Origin of the sequence: Pseudoalteromonas sp. bablab_jr010, from assembly GCF_016464105.1 — a bacterium.
Classification (GTDB): domain Bacteria; phylum Pseudomonadota; class Gammaproteobacteria; order Enterobacterales; family Alteromonadaceae; genus Pseudoalteromonas; species Pseudoalteromonas simplex.
In genome coordinates this window covers 1-23257 of record NZ_JACDWV010000073.1, presented here as the reverse complement: position 1 = coordinate 23257, position 23257 = coordinate 1, and the positions used below count along the sequence as shown (strand labels likewise).

General features: G+C 41.7%; 18 protein-coding genes and 1 pseudogene. All 19 read left to right on the top strand.

Annotated features, from left to right (window positions below):
• Positions 1 to 6: 6 nt before the first annotated feature.
• Positions 7 to 999, top strand: a complete 993-nt coding sequence (tagF, locus tag JIG37_RS06280) for a type VI secretion system-associated protein TagF (protein WP_054554073.1) — start codon at positions 7 to 9, stop codon at positions 997 to 999.
• Complete coding sequence (locus JIG37_RS06275) at positions 996 to 2561, top strand: TssA family type VI secretion system protein (protein ID WP_054554072.1); 1566 nt, start codon at positions 996 to 998, stop codon at positions 2559 to 2561. The genes tagF and JIG37_RS06275 overlap by 4 nt, the downstream gene beginning before the upstream one ends.
• Positions 2562 to 2613: 52 nt before the next feature.
• A complete protein-coding gene (tssB, locus tag JIG37_RS06270) occupies positions 2614 to 3135 on the top strand; it encodes a type VI secretion system contractile sheath small subunit (RefSeq protein WP_054554071.1) in 522 nt (173 codons plus the stop codon).
• Positions 3136 to 3145: 10 nt separating this feature from the next.
• The gene (tssC, locus tag JIG37_RS06265; RefSeq protein ID WP_054554070.1) at positions 3146 to 4672 is read left to right on the top strand and encodes a type VI secretion system contractile sheath large subunit; all 1527 of its coding nucleotides are present in this window, start codon (positions 3146 to 3148) and stop codon (positions 4670 to 4672) included.
• A 137-nt stretch (positions 4673 to 4809) separates the two neighbouring features.
• Entirely contained in the window at positions 4810 to 5124 is a 315-nt protein-coding gene (locus tag JIG37_RS06260) for a hypothetical protein (RefSeq protein WP_054554069.1), read from the top strand.
• A 74-nt stretch (positions 5125 to 5198) separates the two neighbouring features.
• Entirely contained in the window at positions 5199 to 5645 is a 447-nt protein-coding gene (locus JIG37_RS06255) for a hypothetical protein (RefSeq protein WP_152967163.1), read from the top strand.
• A 193-nt stretch (positions 5646 to 5838) separates the two neighbouring features.
• Positions 5839 to 6324 carry an Hcp family type VI secretion system effector gene (locus tag JIG37_RS06250; protein WP_054554067.1) on the top strand — a complete coding sequence of 162 codons (486 nt, stop codon included), beginning with the start codon at positions 5839 to 5841 and terminating at the stop codon, positions 6322 to 6324.
• Positions 6325 to 6378: 54 nt separating this feature from the next.
• Positions 6379 to 6786, top strand: a complete 408-nt coding sequence (tssE, locus tag JIG37_RS06245; RefSeq protein ID WP_054554066.1) for a type VI secretion system baseplate subunit TssE — start codon at positions 6379 to 6381, stop codon at positions 6784 to 6786.
• 22 nt (positions 6787 to 6808) lie between these two features.
• A complete protein-coding gene (gene tssF, locus JIG37_RS06240; RefSeq protein ID WP_054554065.1) occupies positions 6809 to 8527 on the top strand; it encodes a type VI secretion system baseplate subunit TssF in 1719 nt (572 codons plus the stop codon).
• On the top strand, positions 8524 to 9504 hold the full coding sequence (gene tssG, locus JIG37_RS06235; protein ID WP_063704436.1) for a type VI secretion system baseplate subunit TssG: 981 nt from the start codon (positions 8524 to 8526) through the stop codon (positions 9502 to 9504). Before tssF ends, tssG begins: the two co-directional genes overlap by 4 nt.
• 27 nt (positions 9505 to 9531) lie before the next feature.
• On the top strand, positions 9532 to 12270 hold the full coding sequence (tssH, locus tag JIG37_RS06230; RefSeq protein ID WP_138599205.1) for a type VI secretion system ATPase TssH: 2739 nt from the start codon (positions 9532 to 9534) through the stop codon (positions 12268 to 12270).
• A gap of 12 nt (positions 12271 to 12282) precedes the next feature.
• Positions 12283 to 14313, top strand: coding sequence for a type VI secretion system tip protein TssI/VgrG (gene tssI / locus JIG37_RS06225; RefSeq protein ID WP_244664362.1), 2031 nt, complete (start codon positions 12283 to 12285; stop codon positions 14311 to 14313).
• 15 nt (positions 14314 to 14328) lie between these two features.
• The gene (locus JIG37_RS06220; protein ID WP_188729067.1) at positions 14329 to 14745 is read left to right on the top strand and encodes a hypothetical protein; all 417 of its coding nucleotides are present in this window, start codon (positions 14329 to 14331) and stop codon (positions 14743 to 14745) included.
• Positions 14672 to 15904 carry a hypothetical protein gene (locus JIG37_RS06215; RefSeq protein WP_244664361.1) on the top strand — a complete coding sequence of 411 codons (1233 nt, stop codon included), beginning with the start codon at positions 14672 to 14674 and terminating at the stop codon, positions 15902 to 15904. The genes JIG37_RS06220 and JIG37_RS06215 overlap by 74 nt, the downstream gene beginning before the upstream one ends.
• Positions 15894 to 16925 (top strand): DUF2169 domain-containing protein, encoded by a 1032-nt coding sequence (locus JIG37_RS06210; RefSeq protein ID WP_199528964.1) that lies wholly within the window; start codon positions 15894 to 15896, stop codon positions 16923 to 16925. Before JIG37_RS06215 ends, JIG37_RS06210 begins: the two co-directional genes overlap by 11 nt.
• Positions 16915 to 17823 carry a hypothetical protein gene (locus JIG37_RS06205; RefSeq protein WP_199528963.1) on the top strand — a complete coding sequence of 303 codons (909 nt, stop codon included), beginning with the start codon at positions 16915 to 16917 and terminating at the stop codon, positions 17821 to 17823. The genes JIG37_RS06210 and JIG37_RS06205 overlap by 11 nt, the downstream gene beginning before the upstream one ends.
• Positions 17811 to 18836: a DUF4150 domain-containing protein gene (locus JIG37_RS06200; protein WP_199528962.1), complete on the top strand. Its 1026-nt coding sequence runs from the start codon at positions 17811 to 17813 to the stop codon at positions 18834 to 18836. The genes JIG37_RS06205 and JIG37_RS06200 overlap by 13 nt, the downstream gene beginning before the upstream one ends.
• Positions 18833 to 22690, top strand: a complete 3858-nt coding sequence (locus JIG37_RS06195) for a toxin VasX (protein WP_199528961.1) — start codon at positions 18833 to 18835, stop codon at positions 22688 to 22690. The genes JIG37_RS06200 and JIG37_RS06195 overlap by 4 nt, the downstream gene beginning before the upstream one ends.
• 81 nt (positions 22691 to 22771) lie before the next feature.
• Positions 22772 to 23257, top strand: a pseudogene (locus tag JIG37_RS06190) (hypothetical protein); the annotation flags it as partial.

The following is a 23257-nucleotide window of genomic DNA, read 5'->3' as shown; positions in this document are numbered from 1 at the left end:
GCAGGTATGTTTAATTTGTTCACCAAGAAAAAGTCGCCAACGCTGGTTAAGCAGTTTACCTACGGGTACATGGGTAAAACACCTGTTAGGCCTGACTTTGTAAAGTTAAATATATCTTCTAGGGAATCAGTAGCACTAGACCATTGGTTGCAAGAAGGTTTCGCGCATATAAACCGTGGTGTTATTGGCGGTAAAACAACTGCATTAAATGGAGTTTCTTCGTTATTTTTTGTATCTGGTAACAGTGACGACAGCAGTTTGTTTGGTGTTTTACAGCCAAGCACTGATAGCAGTGGTCGTTTTTACCCGTTTAGTTCGTTTATTCATAGCGGACTTGAGACTTACAAACGTCACCCTGCTTTTCTATTTTTATATGCAAGCCATGTCATTGAGCATCTATTAGGGGTTAATCAGCGCATCGTTGAAGCACATTCAATTGATGCGATGGCTGAGCAAGCTAAATCGTATAGTAAAGTGGCCGATGCATTAAAGCAGCAGCCAAATCTAAATCAAGAGCTTGATAAATTACGCAGTATTCCGATGAGTGTGGTTTGGCAGCATTTAGGGATCAAAGACATTCATCACCGAGCTGTTTTAATTGAAGAGCTTTCAGCGGTATTAAAGTCGATTGCGAATAGAGGTTGCCTACGTACACAGTTTGGTATTCGACTTCCTATGCCACACTTTAGTCACGAAAGTGCCCTGGTTGCAGGTTTTTGGCTACATTTAATTGCTTCGATCGTTGCCGATCATAATTGGCAACCTTGGTTCTTTTACCAGCTAGGAAATGAAAGTTCGCAACCGAGCCTAACGGTGTTTTGTCGCCCTGTGCCGGCATCTTATTTTGGTTCAGTGTGGCTTGCTGAGGATAAGTCAAAAGACATTATTGATTTAGTAAATCTCTCACTAGACAAAGTGCCGAGCGAATACAGCCTTAATTTTGCTGATATGGACAATGTGAGTGTTTACGATGCGCTCAGAAGGTGGTGCAAAGCATGAGTGTAGTTAATCCGCATACCCATAACAGCTGGGAGCTGTGGCTTGAAGAGCTTAGTAAGCCACTTTCGGGGCTTGCGTGTGGTGAAGATCTAAAATACGAAGAAACCTTTAAAGCACTTAAAGCTTCATCATCAGGTGTGGGCGAAGTTGATTTTAAAGTCATGTTTATTCAAGCCACTGACCTTTTGCAAAACCAAAGTAAAGATTTACGTTTAGTGAGCTACTTGTGCCTCGCGGCGACCAGTGAGTTTGGCGTGGTGGGTTTAACCCATTCTTTAAAACTGTTTAATCAACTATTAAGCCAGTTTAGTGAACAGGTTCATCCTTTAAAAGCACGTATGCGTTGTGCGGTTAACACGTGGTTTTTACAGCAGCAAGAACGCTTAAAAGGAATCGCCCAAGCTCAATCATCGAGCCCTGAGCAATGGGCTGAATTAGAGACTGTGTTAGCTGAATATAATCAGGTTTCAGTGCCTGTACTTGATGCTGAATCAGGGCCTTTATCAACTCTGAATGAGTGGGTTAGAGAACAAGTAATTCGCAATCCTGTTGCTAAGCCAGAGCCAGAAGTTAAAGCAGAGCCTAAAGCAAAAGAGACGACCGTAGTTAGCGAGCCAACGACTGAGCCCGTAGCGCAACAAGTTGTTCAGGCAAAACCAGTGACAACTGCACCTAAAGTGGCTGACATTGCCAGCGATAGTGCTTACCTAGCAGCAATTCGTGAGCTGCTTAATTTTGATAAAGAACAAAACAACATTGAACGGGTTTTAAAGCTCTCGCGTGCAGCACGTTGGTCTGGATTAGCGTTACCTGCCAATGAAAATGGCAAAACAAGACTGCCAGCGCCGCGTGCGGCTGCCTTCGCCCCCATTGAAAACGCACTGGCAACGGAACAAGCAGAGCAAGCATTGTTACTTGCTGAGGGTTTGTTTATGGAAGGTGCAATGCAGTTTAATTTGAATCTGCAAATGCTTACTTTGTCAGCGCTGAAACAGCTAAATAAAGCAAAATTAGTACAGTGGTTAGAGCAACAGCTAGTCTCTTTAGTCAGTCAATTTCCGTTATTAACCAATTTAAAATATGACGATGGTTCGGGGTTATGCAGCCCACAAAACAAAGAAGCGTTATTAGACATTGCCAATTCACATGCTTCGCAAAATGAAACAACTCAAGTGCAAGCAAATCCATTTGACGAGCATTACATAGCCTTAAGCGAGCAAGTTGCAAAAGGGCAGTTAAGTGCAGCACTTAGCTTGGTTGCACAATTAAGTACGCCAACTGGATTCGACCAAGCTCAAAGTCAATTGCTTAAAGCTAAGCTGCTACTTAAAGCAGAGCATTATGAGCACGCATTGGCAATTTTAACCGAATTACTCGAGCAAATTGAAACTTATCAATTAGCGAAGTGGCAACAACAGTTTTGCATGGAAGTATGGCGTTTCGCCAAGCAATGTTATGCCAATTTGTCTCAGACAGAGAGTGATGACATGAGTTTAGCTGCTAAGCAAATTAGTCAGCGAATGATGGTTACAAACCCGGCTCAAGCAATAGCCTGGGTGTAACACGCCTAATTGGAATTTAGTCGTTAGACAAACAAACTGCAAAGGAAGAAACATGACAGATACATTTCAAAAAGAGATCCCACGAGCTCGGATCAACATATCGTTAGAGCTTGATACTGATGGGGCATCACAAAAAAGCGAATTGCCTTTAAAAATGCTGGTTATTGGTGACTATTCTAATGGTCAGAATAGCCAAGAACTTGCTGAGCGCGAACGCGTGACGATCAATAAAAATAACATTGAGCAAGTGCTGAAAGATATCGCGCCAAAAGCGAACTTTCAGGTGGCAAATAAGATTAAAGGCGACGGTGATATCAATGTTAATTTGCAGTTTGATTCATTTAAATCGTTCGATCCAGAGCAGGTTGCTGCACAGGTGCCTGAATTAAACAAAATGATGGCAATGCGTAATTTATTACGTGACTTAAAATCAAACCTTCTTGATAACTCATCACTTAGAAAAGAGTTGGAACGTGTTTTACAAAACCAACCAGAACTTGATGAGCTAAAAGCCAAGCTAGATGAAATAGCACCGCTTGCTTCTGAAGATGAAAAACAACCTGTGACGGAATAAGGACGCCGCTATGTCAATGCAAGAACAATTAAATGTAGCTGCTCACACGGTAGAGCAAGCGCCATTATCAACTTATGAAAACCTATGTAGCATGGTTGATATTGCCCCTGTAGGCGATGAAATCAAACTAGATACATTTAGAGATGCAGGTAATCTAGCAGAAACACGTGCGAATGAGCGCCTTACTGCCGCTATTAATGTCTTTTTAGATATGGCAGGTATGAGTGGCGAAGAAGTAACACGCATCGATAAGCTATTGCTTGATGATTATATTGCAAAAGTAGACACCATTATTTCGCAGCAGTTGGATCAGATTTTACACCACCCTGATTTTCAAAAAGTAGAATCAGCGTGGCGTTCACTGCGTTATTTAATTAACCGCACGCCAAATAACGCGAATATCAAAATTGAAATGCTCGATGTTGATAAAGAAACATTGCGTGATGACTTTGAAGAAGCGCCAGATACCACACAATCAGCGTTATATAAGCATGTTTACACATCAGATTATGATACTCCTGGTGGCGAACCGGTATCGACTATGGTGTCTAACTTTGAGTTTGATTGCTCAGCGCCAGACGTTTCACTACTACAAGAAATCTCGCGCGTTTCGGCAGCGGCGCATTGTCCATTTATGGGCAGCGTAGGTCCTAAGTTTTTCTTAAAAGAGTCATTAGACGAAGTATCTAAAATTCAAGATATTGGCTCTTATATGGAGCGTGCTGAATTCTTACGCTGGAAAAACTTCCGCGAGTCAGAAGACTCTCGTTATATTGGTCTTGCTTTCCCTCGTTTCTTACTACGTTTACCGTATGGTGAAACAAACCCAATTCGTAACTTTAACTACCAAGAAGATGTGAACAGTCAGCACCACGAGCGCTATTTATGGGGTAATGCAACATTTGCATTTGCTGCCAACATTATTCGTAGCTTCCATGATAATGGCTGGTCTGTGAATATTCGTGGCCCGCAATCAGGTGGTAAAGTTGAAAATCTACCATTGCACTCATTTGAAGCAGGTAAAGGCTCTGAAACTAAAATCCCTACAGAAGTGCTTATCTCAGAGACCAAAGAGCTTGAGTTTGCTAACCAAGGCTTTATTCCTCTTAGCTATTACAAAAACTCTGACTTTGCGTGTTTCTTCTCGGCAAATAGTGCCCAGAAGCCGCAAGTACTTGAAACAGCTGAAGCAACTGCAAACGCCCGTATTAACTCGCGTTTACCTTATATCTTCTTAGTATCTCGTATTGCTCACTACTTAAAAGTATTGCAGCGTGAAAATATTGGTTCGAGCAAACCTCGTCATGAGCTAGAGCAGCAGTTAAACGATTGGCTAGGTGCGTTGGTAACGAAGATGAATAACCCAGATGAGTCGTTAATTGCAACACACCCGCTCAAAGACGCAAAAGTAACGGTATCTGAGATCCCAGGTAACCCAGGTTATTACCGCGTGAGCACTTACATTGTGCCGCACTTCCAAGTTGAAGGTATTGATGTTCGCCTTGCCCTTGTTGGGCAAATGCCTGGCGAAAAATGAACTGCCAAGCCGCCGATGAAACGGATTTAAGCAGGCTGTGTAAAGACGTCAATTTGGTGAGTAGGGATAATAAACTTAGTTAGGCATGCTTACTGATTAAGTTTTGCATGCTTAGCTTCGTGTAAAGGAGTATTAAAATGGATGACGAAAGAGTCCGTGCGGCTATCAATGCCTTTTATAAAGGGGCAGGTGTAAATAAGAAGTTTAATGGCCAAGTTAACGAAAATGTAGCAGCTGTATTTGGGGTTATGATTTCGGAAACTAAGAAGTGCTCAAAAGCACTTTCGTGGGTTCCTGAGCCACCAAATGCAAAAGCTAGCATTTCTTGGGTTGTTCGTAATTTTGCAAATAGTGTTTTAAATCAGTTAAAAGATGAATCATCTTTAACTTGCGCTAAAAGAGTTATTCAAATATGGGACCGCAAAATCCAAATGGCAGGCATGGGTCTATGAGATTATTAAGTAATTTAATTTTCGTTTGCACGTTAGTTGTGTTTTGTACTTCGGCACAAGGCAAAAGTAATTCAATGTTTAAAATTAACTTCGCTAGTTTAAACCTTGAAATACCGAAAGAGAGTATTTGTTCCGTTGAAGTTCATAATTTGACAATGGCAGCTATGACTTTATTTGTTAATCAGCAAGATGAATGCATGGAAGTTGGTATTACTTATCTACCTGAGAGTAATGTAAGTGGTGGACTTGCCAAAAAACTTGGATTAAAAAACTCAGATTTATTTAGACAAGTAAGTGCACATGAATTAACAGCTAAGCAACTTGAGACTTTTGAGCGTGTTTTTTCAATTTCATCTGATGCGAAGTTTTCATTTGTAGAACAAGCTAGCGTGAATTTATTTTTCATAGAAGACATAGATTCATTAACAGTTTACGTGTTCAAAAATGAAGAAGTTGTATCAATTTCTGGGCAAGTTTCTCGTCAATTTTTAGATGTGATGCTCAGTAACTTGGTCGATTAAAATGAAAAGTTAACCTATTTTTCATTCTATATGTTGATTAGGTGTAAAAGAATGGCCCCAAGTTGGTTGCAGCCAACTTGGGACATGTTCCCCAGTGGCATGAAGCATCGGGCTTTTTGGGGGGCATAAACAAGGTTGTTTATGCCTATGCCATTAAACAGGAAACAATTCATTCTAAAAGGAGAATAATGAAATGGCAATTCCAGCGTATATGTGGTTAAAGGATGACCAAGGTAATGACATCAAAGGTTCTGTAACTGTTGCAGAGCGTGAAGGTTCAATTGAGATCCTACACTTTGATCATGAACTTCGCATTCCTACAGATAACGACACTGGCGAATTAACAGGTACTCGTAAGCACGAACCTTTTGTTATTACAAAAGCGGTTGATGCAGCAACACCTTACCTGTACAAAGCGTGCTCAAACGGTCAAACACTTAAGCAACTTGAGCTTAAATGGTACCGTATTGATGACACAGGGACCGAGCGTGAATATTTCTGCCACAAGTTGGAAGATGTAAAAATCACCTCAATTCTACCAACAATGCATAACGTAAAAGACTTAGACAAGGAGCGTTACCCGCACCTTGAAACAGTTAGCCTACGTTATAAGCGCATTACGTGGACTTACCTTGATGGCAACATCGAGTTCTCTGACTCTTGGACTGAAGGTCGATAAGTCAGCAAAATTAAAGGATATGCGAAAGCATATCCTTTTCTTAGAGGTAAGTTTATGGCGTTATTCGATTTTTTAACTCAACCAGTCACACGAAATGGTCATCAAGGTTTTCAAACTGATGAGCAAAACAGTGTCTGCAAACATCTAAATGAATTACTTAATGCGCGTCGTGGCGTGTTAAAACATTTGGCCGATTATGGGTTGCCTGATGTCGAAGATATCTACGAGGGCCTTCCGTATTCACAGCACACCTTGGCGTTTGAAGTTAAAAAATTGATAGAAAAATACGAGCCACGAGTTCGCTATGCCAATGTCATTCCAATGGAAATTCGTGAAGAAAATTGCGTGATTAGGCTTGATATACAAGCATTTTTAACCTCAGGACAATGTATCAAACTTAACACCCGATTTGAGTCGGGTGGTAAAGCCGATGTGGCAGAGCATGCCAAGCAGTTTGATTAATTCAGCGTAAAAGGATAGTTCAATGCAACAGTATTTTGATGCACAAATGCGCTTATTAACCCAAGCCGGCAAACAGTTTGCTCAGCATTACCCTGAGCACGCAGGCATGTTAAATATCGATGCGCTAAAAGATCGTGACCCCCATATTGAACGACTACTAGAAGGTGTTGCCTATTTAACTGCGCATACGCAAAAGCGTTTAGATGAGTCTGTTCCTGAGGTATCAGAGCAAGTGCTGCGTCAGCTATGCCCTATATTATTGAGCTATTACCCATCAAGCACGGTTGTAAAGTTTAGCCCTAAGCTAGCAATGCAAAAATCACATCTTATTGAAAAAGGGCTGACGCTAAGCGCTGATAAGTCAGTGGTTGATAAAAAACATATCACCTTTACAACAACGCACGACCTACAAGTTAGTCCTCTTGATGTTGAGCATGTGCGTTATCAAGAGTCGCATTTAGGATCTGAGCTACGTATTGGCCTACGTTTTGTTTGCCAAGGTGAGCGCAAAAATTATGACCTTGCAAATTTACAGTTTTACTTACGTGGTGACACGCCTTTATGTAGTTCTTTGTTTAAGCTTTTAAAAACAGCAGAGCAGTATACTGAGCTTGATTTTGGCCCCTCGCATTTTGAACATAATAAAAAGTTAAAAGTAAAAGGTTGTAGTGCTACTTATTTAGATATAGATGGCGCTTTATTACCGCATGCAGAACAAAGCCATCCGGGCTATGCGCTGCTGTTAGACTACTTTAACGCGAAAGACCGTTTTTACTTTATGCGCTTTGATGGTTTAAAAGATCTGACCTTACCTGAGCATATCGATCGATTTGAGCTAGTGTTTAGAGGCAGTAGTAAATTACCACCGGGTCATCAATTAAGCCGCGATAATATTTTACTCAATTGCGTGCCAGCTATTAATTTGTTTGCACAACCTGCAGAGCCAATACGCATAGAGTCAAACCGCACTGATTACATGATCACCGCTGATCAAAACAGAACAGATCATATCTTCAGTTACACCGTTAATGAGGTTAAAGGGCGCAACTCGTTAAGTGGCAAATCGTATGATTATACCCCCAGATATCAAAGCGTGTTTGAAGACGAAAAGAAACTGTTTACCGTTTTAACGAAAGATGTAGGCGGGGCTGCGCCGTGCCACTATTTACAGCTGCCATTTAACCTTGAAGAAGAAAAAGAAACCTTATCGGTTGATTTAACCGTTTTTAATGCTGGTTGGCCAAGGCAGTTACTCCAAGAGGGCGATTTAAACATTGGCGGCCCAGATATGCCAAGCATTGCCAATGTAGAAAATGTAATTCGCCCGACTAACTATTTGCCATGCCCTGAACAACCAAAGCATTGGCAGTTGATAAGCCTATTAAATGTGAAGTTTTCACAGATTACACAAGTCACCGAATTAAAACGCTTGCTGGTATTATTTGATTGGTCACAAAAAGCTGAAAACCGATTACGTATTGATAGCATTCAAAAAATTACCGCAACACCGATTAGTCAAATTAAGCGTGGTATTTTTATTAAAGGTGTTGATGTACTGATTGATATTGATGAAAGCAAATTTGTTTGTGATGCCGACTTATATCATTTTTGCAATATGCTGCATCAATTCTTTTTAATGTATGCGCCAATTAACGAGAGCGTGCAGACCCGAGTCAATGCGATTCCGAGTTATAAAACCCACTGCTGGGAAATTGAACCGGGCAAGAGTTATCAGTTATGAATATGCACGAGTCAATAAATCACCCTGTTTGGGCAAAGTTACCTGAACCAATAGAAAAGCTGATTGCAGCTCCTTGGCAGTTTAATTTGTTTAAGGCGATGAGCCTAATTGAAAAACATTGGGCAACCCCTTTAGAACTTGAAAAAGGGATTAGCGAGCGAGTTATCTTTAAGCCTTATAAAGAGCTTGGCTTTCCTGCCACTGATGTACGTAGCTGCGAATTAGATAACCTTGGTCGTGGCCGATTAAGCTTATCGACATCATTTTTAGGCTTGTATGGTGTAGATGCACCTATGCCACATTATTTACTCGAGCAGGCGGCAAGTGATCAAGAAAGTGGGGGCCGAGTAAGGCAGTTTTTAGACATGTTTAATCATGTGCTTTATTGCCAATTGTTTCAAGCATGGAAAAAGTCGCACATCAATGTTGAAGGCCGTGGTGCAGAGCAATTCGATCATTTAATCGAAGCCATCTTATCAACCAAAACTGAGCAAAAAGTTCAGTGTGGTATCGCCAGTTTAAAACAAACCAGCGCTGCGGGTTTAGCGCAATTACTTCGCCACTCACTAGAGGTTGAGCAACTGACTGTGGATGACACTCGTGCAAATTGGCAACAAATCGACTCGCCAAGTTCATTTGGTCAAGATCAACAGATGGTGTTAGGCGAGTCAGCGGTTCTTGGTGAGCGCGTATTAGTTAGTGGTAGCGTACTGACCATAGTGATTGGTCCTGTGGATTCTGACACCGCGATCGCGCTTAATCCTCAGCACTCACAAGGCAAGAAAATGGCTGCCATGTTAAGCACTCATTTACCTAGTAATGTGCAATGGATTTGTCAAATTAAGGTGGCTAATCAAGCAGTAACAGAGCAAGCCTTAGGGCAAAACGATTTGCTACTCGGTCACAACTCTTATTTAGGCTGCGCTGAAGCAAATATCAGCGTGCACAGTTACACACATCAACAATATCAACATTAAAAGTAATCAGGATTTAAGGAAAACAACATGGATGCAAAAGGCATAAAGCAGCTTATCGACAAACTAAATGGCCATACTGCAACAGCACTTGAGTCAGCGGCAGGGTTTGCAAGCAGTCGTAGTCACTATGAAGTGTTACCTGAACATTTATTAATTAAGTTGATGGAAGAAGGTAGTAACGGCGATTTAGAGCATATTTTTCACTTTTTTAATATTAATCAAGACGCAGTGTGGCATGAGCTGCTCGACTTTTTAAACCGCCAACCTGCGGGTAACCAGAGTAAGCCGGTTTTTTCTCGTCGACTTTATGAGTGGCTTGAGCGAGCTTGGTTAAGTGCAAATGTACAGCACAAAAGTGACTGGATCACCGGCGCTGCGTTGATTGATGCCTTAACTGAGTTATTGCCATACAGCCCTGTACTGCAATTGCCTGCGTTACTTGAAAAAATTGACGCCCGTTTTATGGCTGAAAACCTCGATAAGCTTTGCCAAAACTCAAGTGAGCGATTAAATCCACAGGCAAAACAAAGTGCTCAGCATACTGCTGCTGATCAGCAAAGTGGTCAAGGTGGTGCCCTTGATGAGTATTGTGAAGACCTTACCGAGAAAGCGAAACAAGGCAAAATTGACCCAGTGCTTGGGCGCAATGACGAAATTCGCATGATGGTTGATGTACTTTGCCGTCGTCGTAAAAACAATCCAATTTTAGTGGGTGAGCCAGGGGTAGGTAAAACTGCGGTAGTTGAAGGATTTGCTCAGCGTATTGTTGATGGTCAGGTTCCTGATGATCTTAAAGGTGTACGATTACTGGTGTTAGATATGGGCCTATTGCAAGCAGGTGCAGGGGTTAAAGGTGAATTTGAACGCCGTTTAAAAACAGTGATCGATGAAGTAAAAAACTCAACCACCCCTATCATCATGTTTATTGATGAAGCCCACACATTAATTGGTGCTGGTGGCGATGCTGGTATGAGTGATGCGGCTAACTTGCTCAAGCCTGCGCTTGCCCGAGGTGAGTTACGCACAGTCGCTGCAACCACTTGGAGTGAATACAAAAAATACTTTGAGCGAGATGCTGCACTTGAGCGCCGTTTTCAACTTATTAAAGTAGATGAGCCAACGGAGCAAGCAGCTCAGCTAATGTTAGCGGGTTTGAAAGATAAGTATCAACAACATCACAACATTCAAATTACTGATGATGCTATAGAAGCTGCAGTGGTCTTGTCGTCACGTTATATCACGGGTCGTCAACTACCAGATAAAGCCATTGATGTGCTAGATACCGCTGCGGCAAGAGTTCGAATGTCGTTTGCGACCGATCCTGCAGCCATTGAAGCTGAGCGTGAGCACATTAATTACCTTGAAACACGTATCCAAAGCATTGCAGCAGAAAGCGAGCAAGGTTTGGCGGTTGATATGGATAAATTGCTGCACCTACAACAAGAACTAAATGCAGCGCAGAGTAACTTAGCAACATTGACGAGTGCGCGTGAGTCACAAATTTCGACATTAGGCCAAATCAATGAGTTTAAGCAAGCTAATTCGCAAAATGAATTAGATAGCTCTGTGTTACTTAACTTACGACAAACACTAAAAGAGCAGAACACCCAAGATAATGGCCTTTACAGTGAAGTTGATGCCGATGCCGTCGCGCAAATTATTTCGCAGTGGACAGGCGTACCTGTTGGCGCGATGGTGAAAGACCAAATAAGCAATTTGATTACCCTTGAAAAAGCCATAAGCCAAGAAGTGATCGGTCAGCAGTCAGGCATTGCGAAAATTGCCCAAACATTGCGTGTAAGTAAGGCAGGTATAAGCAATGAGTATGGACCGCTTGGCGTGTTTTTATTAGCTGGCCCTTCTGGGGTGGGTAAAACCGAAACAGCACGATGTTTAGCTAAGCAACTATTTGGTGGTGAAAAGTTTTTAACCACCATAAACATGAGCGAGTATCAAGAAGCGCATACAGTATCGCAGCTTAAGGGTTCGCCACCGGGATACGTTGGCTATGGCGAAGGCGGGGTATTAACAGAAGCTGTAAGGCAGCGTCCGTACTCGGTAATTTTACTCGATGAAGTAGAAAAAGCGCATAAAGACGTACTAAACATGTTCTACCAAGTTTTTGAGCGTGGCAGTATGCGCGATGGCGAAGGTCGCGAAATCGATTTTAAAAATACCGTGATCATCATGACCTCAAACTTAGGATCTGCAGAGCTTATTGATGCTTGCACGCCACCTAATGTCATTGATTTAACTGAACCGACTGACGATGAACATGCCGACATTGAAAATCAAGACCAAATCAATGCAGCATTGAATAATGAACAAGCCCCTTTGAATGAAGACGGCAGCCCATGGCAAGTTCCTTCAATTACAGCTCTAACAGAGCTAATTAAGCCACAGTTACTGCAATTTTTTGCCCCGGCACTGTTAGCGCGTATGCAAGTTATTCCTTATTTAGCGCTCGATAAAGAGGCACTGCAATCTATTGTTAGTTTGAAACTAGACGGTATTGCCAAGCGTTTAGCGAATAATCACAAAATGCAGCTACGTGTTGATGAAACCGTACTTAATAAACTGACCGAACAGTGCCAGTTATCAGACAGTGGTGCGCGCATGGTAAATGCGGTGATAGAGCAGCAAATATTGCCAGGCATTGCTAAATCAATTTTAGAGTTTATGGCAGAGGATGACATGCCAGATATTCTCACTCTAGCTGTTGATGAGAATGATGAAATTACCGCAACCTTTGCGGACCAAGCATAAAGGATTTGAACAATGGGATTCATGGATAGCCTTAATGAACTAAAAGCCAACACCAGTCATTTTAGTGTCAGCGTGCAAGGGTTACCGGATGGCATGGTTTCGGTGACCGATTTTGAATCAAGCAATGACAGCCTATGTGAAGACTTTGCTTTTTCTATTCAAGTGTTAAGTCAAGAGCACCTCAGTGCCGAGATGCTGTTAGGTAAAGATGCCAAGCTCAATTTAGTGTGGTCAATGAGCGACCGCACGATTTCTGGGATCATCAGTGCTTTTACTGCTCATGGGCAAAGCCATCAGGGTTATCACTATACGCTGACCATGAGTTCTTATTTAACCTTGTTGAAGCACCAACACTCTAACCGTGTTTTCACCATGATGGATCCAGCAGCCATAGTAAAAAGCGTATTTACTAAAGCTGGTTTTCCAATGCAAAAGTTTAGTATTCAAGCGTCGAGCCCAACCCTTGAAATGACGGTTCAATACAACGAAACAGACTATGAGTTTGTTACGCGTTTGATGCGTAAGTATGGCTTTGTGTATGGTTTTGTAGAGCAAACAGGGGGGGATTGCACCTTCAAAGTATGTAATAGCAGTAAAGACTTTTCGTCCTTATGTGATGATGTAAGCCTGAGCTATGTGCCGCCATCAGGGCAAGTTCGAAATAGCGAAACCATTTTTGCAATAAGCCGTAAAGCACAGCTGCATCCACAAAGTGTGTCGCTTAATGATTACAACTACAAAGCCCAAGGTAACTTAAATGTGTCGACCGCAAATAATACCAGTTACCCAGGGTTTGGTGATGATAGTCATTATGCAGATAACTTTCCTAACGCCAATATAGGTAATTCGCTGGCTAAAGTACGTCAACAAGCCTTTGATTGTCAGCGTGAACAATTAATTATTGATACTGATTGCCGTGCCTTAAGGCCCGGTATGTTGTTGACAGTGTATGACCACCCTGATCATAAAGGGCTGTATTTAATTACGCGTGTTGATCACAAAGGCAGTCAATCTGCAGCAGTAGAGTATGGCTCGCAAGTTAAGGGGTTAACCTATAAAAACCAAGCTTATTTATTGCCTGCATCCGTTGAGTTTAGAGCAGAGCTGTCTCCTGCTCGTCGTGTATTTGCAACATTTAATGCCACCATTGAGCAAGAGGTTGACGACGATGGCAATTACTTAGTGCGCTTACCGTTTAACCAAGACGGAGAAGGCCAAGAAAGCCGTCCAACGCGCTTACTACAGCAGTATGGTGGCAGTGGTCATGGTATGCATTTTCCGTTAACGACGGGCACCGAAGTGTTAGTAACCGGTGAAAATGGCGACTTAGATAGGCCAATTATTTTAGGCGCGCTTTATAATCAGAGCAGCCCGAACCCGGTTACCAGCCAAAATCCGACAGAGAATAAGCTTGTCACTCGTGCTGGGCATAGCTTGATCATGGATGACAAAAGCGGTGAAGAAAAAATTAGCCTTGCTAATAAAGAAAATAAAAACCAATTGTTGTTAGATGCAACCGAGAATGCCCATCAAGCAACACTTAAATCAGTGGAAGGTGACGTCAAAATTTCAGCCAAAGAGAACCTTCAGTTTGTTGCTGAGAATGACGCCATTTTTACTGCTGCCAACGACTTTACTAATCGTGTAGAGAACACCCTACAAGTTCAAACACGTGAGGGTGATATTAAGGTAACAGCTGCGGCTGATTTAACATTAAAGTCTGATGCCGATACCCGTATTGAAGCGACTGATGGCAGTAGCGAACTGAAAGCAGCGCAAGAGCTTAACTTGCAAAGTGAGCAAGATTTTAGTGTCTACTCGGTCGATGGCAACCTTGAATTTCAAGCGCCAAATGGTGATTTGAACCTCTCAAGCGGAGCAAATATCACTATTAAAGGCGAAGGTCGAGGTTCGATCCAGCTCAGCCAAGGTGGTGCAAGTGTAGAGATTGATGCCGCGGGTAATTTAACTATCGATGCCACCAATATCACTCTATCGGCTAGAAACATTGCTATTAAAGGCAATGCAATAAGTAATAACTAATTTCAAGGACTGAAAATGACAGCCACAGTAACTCAGTTATTTGATCAGCAACAAAGCCTCGCAGAGGTCAGTGAAGTGTCACCTTTGGGTAAAGCTTTGAGCGTGGTTATTAATCACATTCGTTACGATGTTGCTTTACAAGCTGCCCATGTATCGTGTTGCAAAATAGGTAGCCAAGTTGTGGTGCTACACAGTGAGCAAGGTGTGATTGTAACGGCACTTTTAGCCGCACCTGAACAATCTCCGGCGGCTCACATTAGCAACGAAGCAGGGCATATTATTATTGCCGCAGAGCAAAGCGTTAGCTTGCAAACCGCCAAGGGCAGCATCGAAGTATTTGCCGATGGCACTATCGTGCTTGAAGGCGAAGATATTACTGCAAATAGCCAACAAGACCTTACTTTGGCAGGTTGGCCGATTAGGCTTAATTAATATGTTTGCAGCGGTTTCTAAGTTAAAACAGCATCAACAGCGTGTTACTACCTTAATGGCGCACCGTGAAAAGCTCCTTGCGTCAGGGGCGTATAGTCTTGCAAGGCAAAAAGTGTTAGAGCATCAAGTGCTTAATCATCTTTATGTGCTGGCATCGCTTAAGCAGCAGTCACCGTGCGACTACTTCAATGGGAACAGCTTTAATGACCTTGCTGAACTTAGTTGTGATGATTTTTGTGAGATCGCGTTAGCGAGCGACCAGCACGCCATTTTTGCCCTTTGTGCAACACGTTTAATGGCTGCACCAGAACAAGACAACAGTGATTATTTTTTAGCGCTTAAAAAGCAGCAAGCTCTACCTGTTTATACTTTGTTATCGCAGCAACTTAGGTATTGGACTATCCCAGAACAAAAAGCACTCAGAGCCACAGTGCTAGAGGGTAAAGAGTCATTACCGCAGCAGCTTAAAACTATTTTGTTTTCGCAGCCTTTAAATGATGCCGAGTTACAACAAGCCCTCGCTCATGCTGATTTTACTTTGGTGTATGCCGCTTTAGTCAATTGCTATTGCCAAGGTGATAACAGCCTTAGTGATAAAGTATTTAAAGTGTTTTCGAGTAGCAGTGAGCCTTCACAAAAAGCGCAGTTATTACAATTAGCGGGGCTGGTTGACGATAGTCGCTGGCATGAGCCGTGCGCTTTATTTTGTAAAGCGCACCCAGAATTTTGCCAAACCGTATTAAGCCACTTTGTGTATAAATCAGCGCTGGTATTGGTGATAGAGCTTATGGGCGTTGCGCAAACACAGCAAGCAGCTTATCAGGCTTGGCTAACGTTAACAGATAGACCACTTGCAAAGGCTGAAGCCTTAACACTGGTAAGTGCGCAAAATCAGCATCATGTGCAAGCCGGTATAAACTTGCATGATGCAGAGCATGTTAGGCAAGCACTGGCTTTAAGCAAAGGAGAGTGTGTTTTAAAAGGCGTGAGTTTTACAAAAGCGCAGCCAGAGCAAGGCTTAGCAGAATTGGCAGGCGAGATTGTACAGCGAGTATTTGCCCCTCAGTTTGAATTAACACTGGCCTGTGGTCTTTATCATACTCAGCAAACAGCAGTTCAGTGGCAAAAGTTAATAGCAGGAGCACAACATGCTGCATAACTTTACTCCTTGGCAAGCAAGCGTGTTTGAAGGTTGGCAAGCAGATGGCACTGCATCTCATGTTGTTTTGGTAAAACAGAGCTTTGAGTTTGATGAAAAAGGCAATACTAGCTTAATGGAACCGTGTGTTGAAATCGTCATGGCCGACGAATATAGCGGTGATCCGACTAGCGAGCCGCTGGTGGCAGTGAATGAACAAGTGGCATTTAAGCAAGGTTTCGAAGTGTATGGCAACTTTACTGCGTACCCGCCAAAGGGCAAAACTGCGCGTGTTATTGAGGTTGAGCTAGGTTTAGTTGCAAACGACACACCAATAATTAAAAAGCGGTTACGCCTTACTGGCGAACGTAAATGGCGCCGTTCACTGCTTGGCCCTGTCGCAACAGATCCTAGCCCAATTACGCCAACAGCTGTTTGCTATAGCCGTGCGTTTGGGGGTAAAGCACATCATGATCAAAGTGATTATAGCCTCGAAAATCCTATAGGTGTTGGCTTTAAACTGAAAAACAAGCACGCAGTAGGGCAGCTTTTACCTGCGATAGAGTATGCCAACGAGGTATTAAGAAAACCAAGCCATCAAGTAAGCGTTGCTGGCTTTTCGGCAATTCCGAGTCATTGGTCACCGCGTATAGAGTTAATGGCAGAGATTGACGAACAAGCGCTTATGGCTGGTAAGTACCCGTTCAAAACGTCATTGGCTAGCAACTTTTACAACACAGCCCCAGCAGATCAACAAACAAAGCAAGTGTTTACAAAAGGCTGGGCGTTTTCGTTAAGCGGATTATATCCATTACAAGAATATGGTCAGCAACAAACTGTAGAGCTTCCTGTGCTTAAGCCAATAGTGCAAGTGGCTAATACGTTAACGAGGCATGATATCGACATGCACTGCGATACCTTAGTGATTGATTCGGACGCACAGTGCTTTTCGCTGTTATGGCGCGGGCATATCAACAGCGATAACGTAGCAAGTAGCAGCAATATAATCGTTGCTGAGCAAGGAGGTAAAGATGCAGTTTGATACTCTTTATCATGTTAATGCCGCGGGGTGCTATACCGAAAGCTTTTATACTTCAGTGGCAAACCAAATGTTATATTCAAAGCCAAGCAAAGCGCTGATCCGCTGCGATATTAGTTTAGATGCCCCTTATGTATTTGTAGAACTGACTGAGCTTGCTGGGTTTGATAGGCAAACTCGTTGCTTGCTAATTTTGTCTCATATTATTGAAAATATTGAGTTAAAAAAACTTTGTTGTTCATTTAGGGTCAATAAAGTTCAGTTTATATTACCGCACGACAGTAATGGCGAGCCGCTGATTGATGATGACACATTAAGTGAATTATTGACTGACGCAATGCCTGAGCAAACACCTGCCTTTGAACAGGTAAGCGATTGGCAGCTCGAAGCAACCGACCTCGATACCCTCGTAGTTGCCGTTGATTCGTGTAATGATTTTGAATACGTGTCTGAGCAAGCCAAACAACACACAGTACAAGTTGTAAATGGCCCTAGCGGCGTAATTAATGGCGAAGGTGGCTATGCATTGTTGGTACACAGACACGGTTGTTTAAAAGCCACGACTTTTGATGAGTCAATGCCTACTCAGCTTAAAAGCGCAAACATACAGGTTAGTGACTCCTTTATTTTTGCTGGCATGCAGTCGTATGAATGGCAAAAACAGTGGTTTAGTTATACCCAAAAGCACTATAAAAATGATGACGAACTAATAGAGTTTGCCGAACTAAATACCGTACTAGGTTATCAAGGTGTGGCAAACCAATCTGCTGCATTTGCATTAGCTGGAAGCTATTTGCATAACCCGCTGATGGCTGACACTGAACACGTTTTTGTGGTGTTCAATCAGCCAAATGAACAGCTATTTAAGATTTCAAGGAGTGAAAGCGAATGTCATATATAAATGCCATGGCTGGCAAAGAATCAGGCAGCGTACAATACGACATAGACGCACTCACTGCTGACGTACGAAGCGGCGGCAGTGTTACATGGCGCCATAATAACCCGACATTACTTGGTCTAACCAATAGTGCACGCAGCAACGGTGCACTCGGCAAAGCCAATGGTATTGCCATTTTTTCAGACCGCTCTGAAGGCGAATCTGCTTTTTTAGATGAAATTGCCAGACCTAAGTACCGAGAGCATACACTTGGTGAACTGGTTAATCGGTTTATTCCTGATTACATTATTCCGCCACCACAATGGGATAACGAGAAAAACCAGCCAATTTTGCCGTGGAACGAACCGCAGACTAATATGGACGTTAACAAACCAATCGATAACCCTCGTGCCTTTTTAGATTTAGTGTCGAATCATTTAGGTTGGCAAGCAGGTACAGAGCAGCAATTAGTTAAAGATACAGAATCAGAGGCACCGCAAACCGCAACAGTCTCAGGGCAAAATGTACTTATTAATGGCCGTACCGCTGTGCATCAAGATAGCGGTGGTAAGTTAACAACAATCGATGTGTGTTTAACCACAATTGGCACCAGCGTTGTGCCTATTCCCTACGGCAATAAAGCCCAATCAAGTGATGTTACCTCTGTTGCAAGTTCAGTCAAAGTGAATGGTCAAGGAGCTGCTAATGTAAAAAGTTACTTTTCTCAAAGCTCGGGTGACTCTCCAGGTAATAAAAAAGGAATTGTTAGCGGAACGAACGACGGTAAAGCCGAATTTATCATGGGGTCATTTAACGTAATGATTGAAGGAAAACCAGCGGCTCGCCAAGGCGACCCGATGATATCAAATAATAAAAATACCCCACCCATGCCTCTTATGCAGTCTGGCGGCCCTGCACCAAGGGGGCTAAGAGTACAAGTTAGGGATAGTTTGCAAGCTGAAAATGCAGGGAAGAAGATCATAGTTAAATTATCTGGAGCAGAAAAGCTAGACGAAGATGGGGTAAATATCCAATGAGTGATTTAAGTGTCGCAGACAAAATCAATATAAAAAATGCCCACAGAGAACTTATTTTTGAACGCCAATCAGATGGTACGAAAAATGTATCACTGATGGTTAAAGATGAGTCAGTTGATAGAAGTCAAAAAGGTTTTTACAAAATTCCTTTGTATAAAGTGGATGCAAAAGAAGAAAGTGATAATACAGCTGATATTGAACTGGTTCATATATTCCCCATTAGGTATGCACATCCTGCTGATGAAATAGATAATCATAAAACGAATCTTAGAGATGGTTACTTATACATTTTTGTTGATGGTCATTTATGGCGTGAACTCAAGGTTACAACTGAGCAAAACGTGACACGTTTTAATGATGTTAATCTTGCGTGGCAAAAAGGCATCATGACGTGGAAGCAAAATAAAGGTTACAGAGATGCAACGGGCGAAGAACTCAAAACAGTTATTGTGCCTTATAAACTTAATGGGCAAACCTGTGAGGTCCAAGTAGCTTATTCAGAAGTGCAATGGTCTTGGAAGCAAATAGAGCTTTTTGGTGGCCTTAACCCTGAAGATCCAAGATTAAATTATGGCGAGCCAGTAAAACCCGGTGATAATAATAGTGATGCGCAAATATTACGAGGTGATAGGCTTTTCACATTAGATAAACTCGGCGATTTTGAACAAGGTTATAATAGCGCCAAGCTACCTAAGCATGTTGTGCTTGATGTTGTTAATCAAGCGGGTGTGTATTGTCCAGTTATTCCTGACCAGATAGGCAAAGTTCGCCAAGCTGCAGCGGATATTACATTAACGCGTTCAGTTATTAGTTCACTGCCAATAGAACAAGTTGCAAATGGACAAATGGTGACGAGTGTAGCTGAACTCACAAAAGAACAAAGGGGGCAGCTTGAATTAGCATCGTTTGTTCAACAAACCTTTTTTGCTTTTCCACAGTCTGTTTCAGATAAGTTAGCAACTTTTGGTGAAGACAGTGTTTCTGAACAAGAGCAAGATATCGCTGCTGATTATAAAAAATGGGTAGATAACAAATTTGATAAAACTGCTTTCAGAAAATTTTTAGCTACAGCAAAAGTGTTCGAGTTAGGCGAATATATCAATGAATTAAGAGCCAATGTAAAAGATATAATAGAGGACGAAGATAGCGCCTCTAGTTTTTATCAATGTACAAGGGATTATGCATATCACACGGGCAATCGAAGGCTCGATATGTATCAACTAATGTGCGATGTATTAGCCCCACTTAAAGATTTAACGGCAGACTTGCTTCGTTCAAGTGTAGTGTATGAAAAAGACGCACAAAAGCTTAAGCAAATAGACAGTAATGACTTAGGCCAGCATATCATTTTAAAAGTGTTAGGTACCCACCCTGAAGATACTAGTAATCGTGAAAACTTATTAAAATTACACAAGTTACTTTTTCCTGACGAAAAGTGCAGTAACCCAGGCTTAACCGACTACTTAAATTTTAGAGACCCTGACGACCCTAAAAATATCGATTTTGATATGGATGAGTTTTATGCCCTTGAGAGCAACGACGATGGGCTAGATGGCTATATTGAAGGTGATTTAACGCAAGTATTTAGGCGAAGCAGTCAAGCTGTATGGGGCTTTTTTAATATTATTATGGAAGTCCCCTCTGCTACATATTCAATGTCTCAAGGTAGCGGAACTATTAAAGATGTGTTTACTGCTCGCATGCAAAAGCAATCGAGCTTACAGCAAGAAAGTAATAAGGTTCAGCGGCAAATAAAGAATTTAGAAGTACAGATAGAAAATAAACAAAATGAAATTAAAAGTTCTGAAAAATCACGTAATGAGCTAATTCAAGAAGCGCGTAATCAAGGGGTTGATGGCGATGACATCACCGAGCAATTAAACAGGCAACTAAAACAAAAAAATAAAGAATTAGAACATTACAAAACATTGCTAAAACAAGCAAAAACAAAAAGTAGTGTTACCCGCGCGCATTTATCAACCCTGAAAAGTGTTGGGCTAGACATGCTTAATAGTGAGGCACGTATTAAGTCAGTTGCGATGTCGTACAACCCGTATCAAAAAATAATGCATTTAGCGCATATGATCTCAGACGACTTGCTTGTTGAGATAGATATTGATGTAAACGACTATTATCAAGGCAACTTGCCCGATTCAGTTGTGCCGCTTAATTTTGACAGCCGTGCAAAGCGAGCTGAGCAACGCATTTTAGAGTTTAATAAAATAACCGAAGGCATAGATGAAGCATTAAGCCAAGGCAGTTACCCTGGTAATGGTGGAACGCGCCCAATCGTTAAACTTAAAGTTAACGATAAAGTAACCATACCCGCTCGGTTAGACCTTATTACCAGTTTAGATGGCGCTTTAAATGAACTTGAGGCTATGGTTACTAAGCAATATTACCAAGCAAACAGCGCCAGAAAAAAAGTAATAAAAAAAATGGTGGCGCTTGATAGAAGTAAGCTAACAGCTTTAGAAGAAGCAGAGAAAAAATTAGAAGGTGCTTTAGATGATGTTGAAAATAAACTACTTAAAACTGATTGGGATTTAGCTGGTTATAAAGATCATAATAAGTCTCTCAAAAAATACGCACAAACAGCATTTGGTAAACAGCAACAGGGTAAAGTAGGCTCAGCCAGTATTGGTGTATTGCCGTTTGTTTCTGGCTTAGAGGCCATTAACTTTTATACCGTAATAACGGGTGATGGCATTAGTGCCATGGATAAAGCATCGGCAGTATTAGATTTACTTGATGTGATGGTGAATATAGGTAAAGACCTTGTTGAGCGTCGTTATGGTATGCCAAGCTCTGAGCAGTTAAAACTTTTCTCCAAAAACAAAGTGCCAGCTAGTGAGTTTACTAAAAAAATACTCAGAGGAAGAGTCAGTGTAATTACCGCGAAAGTAATATTGTTTTACGCCGCCAATGCAGCGACATTGCTTGCAGGTGCGATTAGTACCTATGTGGCTGTAAGAGATGCTGTTAATGAATATAACAAGGGTAATGTAGGTCTAGCTACGGCTAACTCTATTATGGCGTTAGGTTTTTTAAGTATGACCGCAGCCTCGGGCATTGCTATTGTCACTAAAGGGGCATCTGCCTTAATTGCCGTTTTTGGTATAGCAGGCTTAGTGATCATTCTTATTGCAGCAGGGCTTATTTATTATTTCAGTGAGTCAGAGGTTGAAGCTTGGTTGCATGCCTGCCCGTGGGGTAAGGCAGCTTTTATTAATGATGGTTCAACAAGTGTGCGAGCAGAACAATGGCGAAATCGCCCTGATTTAGCACTTCTTGATGTATACAACGTACTTTACAAGCCTTATACAAAAGTCATTGCAAATGAACACGCTAAAACAGTCTCAATGGGCTTAACGGCTCCCGTAGCTGCAGTAAAAGAAGGTGTTGACACAAAAGTTAGTTGGCGAATGCTTCCTCCTGATAAGGGGATGCTAAATTATTACGCTGCATCATTACTAACTGATTATGACACAAGGCTAGCAAGATACAGCAAGTATAAGCACTTTACTGAAATTCCATTAGATTCGGTTATTTTCCTTAAAAGTATGTGGGCGTTGCAACCTGCTCGAACGGGTTGGCAGGCCGAAATAAATAATCACATTTTGTTAGCAGAGCTTGGTTTAAAACCTGGCGATCAAATAGAGCTTAAATTAGAAGCCACTGTTTATCCTGATGGTAGAGGACAATCTACTATTCAAGGCTTTAATAGTATTTATGGTTTACCAATCGAATATTACAAAGAAGGTGAAAAGCCAGGGTTCTTCTCTTGGGGGGATGATCGTAAGTTCAGCCATCGCATTGGCAAAGAAACTAGCAAAGCCATTATTCATTTATAAAAGCTAAATTATAAAAATCTAAGCTTTAATAAATTGAGTTGTAAAAAACACATAAGAAGTGCAGCAAATAAAGGAGTAACAATGAGTAGTGATGATAAAAACTCATTAAAATCAAACGCATTGGATGATTTAATTGATAATCTTATTAGTGATGAGGAGCTTGAGCGCTATATTGCTGAACAAAACGACGGCTTAACTAATGAAGAACGAGAAAAAATTAAAAGAGAAAACCGTATTAACGCAATTAACCAGTGGTGCGCCGAAAACCCTGGCAGAGACCCAACAAGAGCAAAAGATAAAACTATCAAACAGCTCGCCTTAGATGAAGAAGCTGAGGTGCGATTAGAAGAATTTAGAAGAGATAACCCCGAAAAAGCTGCAGAAAATAGAAGGAGAGCCGAGAACAGAAGTAAATACCGTAAGGATAGACAAACCTATAACGAGCAACTGCCAAGAGACTATTTACATCAAGACAGTTATGAAACGCGATTAAAAAAAGCAGAAGCACTCAATGGCTGCAGCTTTAAAACTCGTACCTTTAAAAGTAAGCGTTTTACTGATCAATAT

Excerpts from the sequence above, each read along its gene's own strand:
- tssF (WP_054554065.1), top strand. The coding sequence starts at position 6,809 with ATGCAACAGTATTTTGATGCACAAATGCGCTTATTAACCCAAGCCGGC.
- JIG37_RS06200 (WP_199528962.1), top strand. The coding sequence starts at position 17,811 with ATGTCATATATAAATGCCATGGCTGGCAAAGAATCAGGCAGCGTACAA.
- JIG37_RS06220 (WP_188729067.1), top strand. The coding sequence starts at position 14,329 with ATGACAGCCACAGTAACTCAGTTATTTGATCAGCAACAAAGCCTCGCA.
- JIG37_RS06260 (WP_054554069.1), top strand. The coding sequence starts at position 4,810 with ATGGATGACGAAAGAGTCCGTGCGGCTATCAATGCCTTTTATAAAGGG.
- tssB (WP_054554071.1), top strand. The coding sequence starts at position 2,614 with ATGACAGATACATTTCAAAAAGAGATCCCACGAGCTCGGATCAACATA.
- JIG37_RS06275 (WP_054554072.1), top strand. The coding sequence starts at position 996 with ATGAGTGTAGTTAATCCGCATACCCATAACAGCTGGGAGCTGTGGCTT.
- tssG (WP_063704436.1), top strand. The coding sequence starts at position 8,524 with ATGAATATGCACGAGTCAATAAATCACCCTGTTTGGGCAAAGTTACCT.
- tssI (WP_244664362.1), top strand. The coding sequence starts at position 12,283 with ATGGGATTCATGGATAGCCTTAATGAACTAAAAGCCAACACCAGTCAT.
- JIG37_RS06205 (WP_199528963.1), top strand. The coding sequence starts at position 16,915 with ATGCAGTTTGATACTCTTTATCATGTTAATGCCGCGGGGTGCTATACC.
- tssC (WP_054554070.1), top strand. The coding sequence starts at position 3,146 with ATGTCAATGCAAGAACAATTAAATGTAGCTGCTCACACGGTAGAGCAA.
- JIG37_RS06250 (WP_054554067.1), top strand. The coding sequence starts at position 5,839 with ATGGCAATTCCAGCGTATATGTGGTTAAAGGATGACCAAGGTAATGAC.
- JIG37_RS06255 (WP_152967163.1), top strand. The coding sequence starts at position 5,199 with ATGTTTAAAATTAACTTCGCTAGTTTAAACCTTGAAATACCGAAAGAG.
- JIG37_RS06195 (WP_199528961.1), top strand. The coding sequence starts at position 18,833 with ATGAGTGATTTAAGTGTCGCAGACAAAATCAATATAAAAAATGCCCAC.
- JIG37_RS06210 (WP_199528964.1), top strand. The coding sequence starts at position 15,894 with ATGCTGCATAACTTTACTCCTTGGCAAGCAAGCGTGTTTGAAGGTTGG.
- tssH (WP_138599205.1), top strand. The coding sequence starts at position 9,532 with ATGGATGCAAAAGGCATAAAGCAGCTTATCGACAAACTAAATGGCCAT.
- tssE (WP_054554066.1), top strand. The coding sequence starts at position 6,379 with ATGGCGTTATTCGATTTTTTAACTCAACCAGTCACACGAAATGGTCAT.
- tagF (WP_054554073.1), top strand. The coding sequence starts at position 7 with ATGTTTAATTTGTTCACCAAGAAAAAGTCGCCAACGCTGGTTAAGCAG.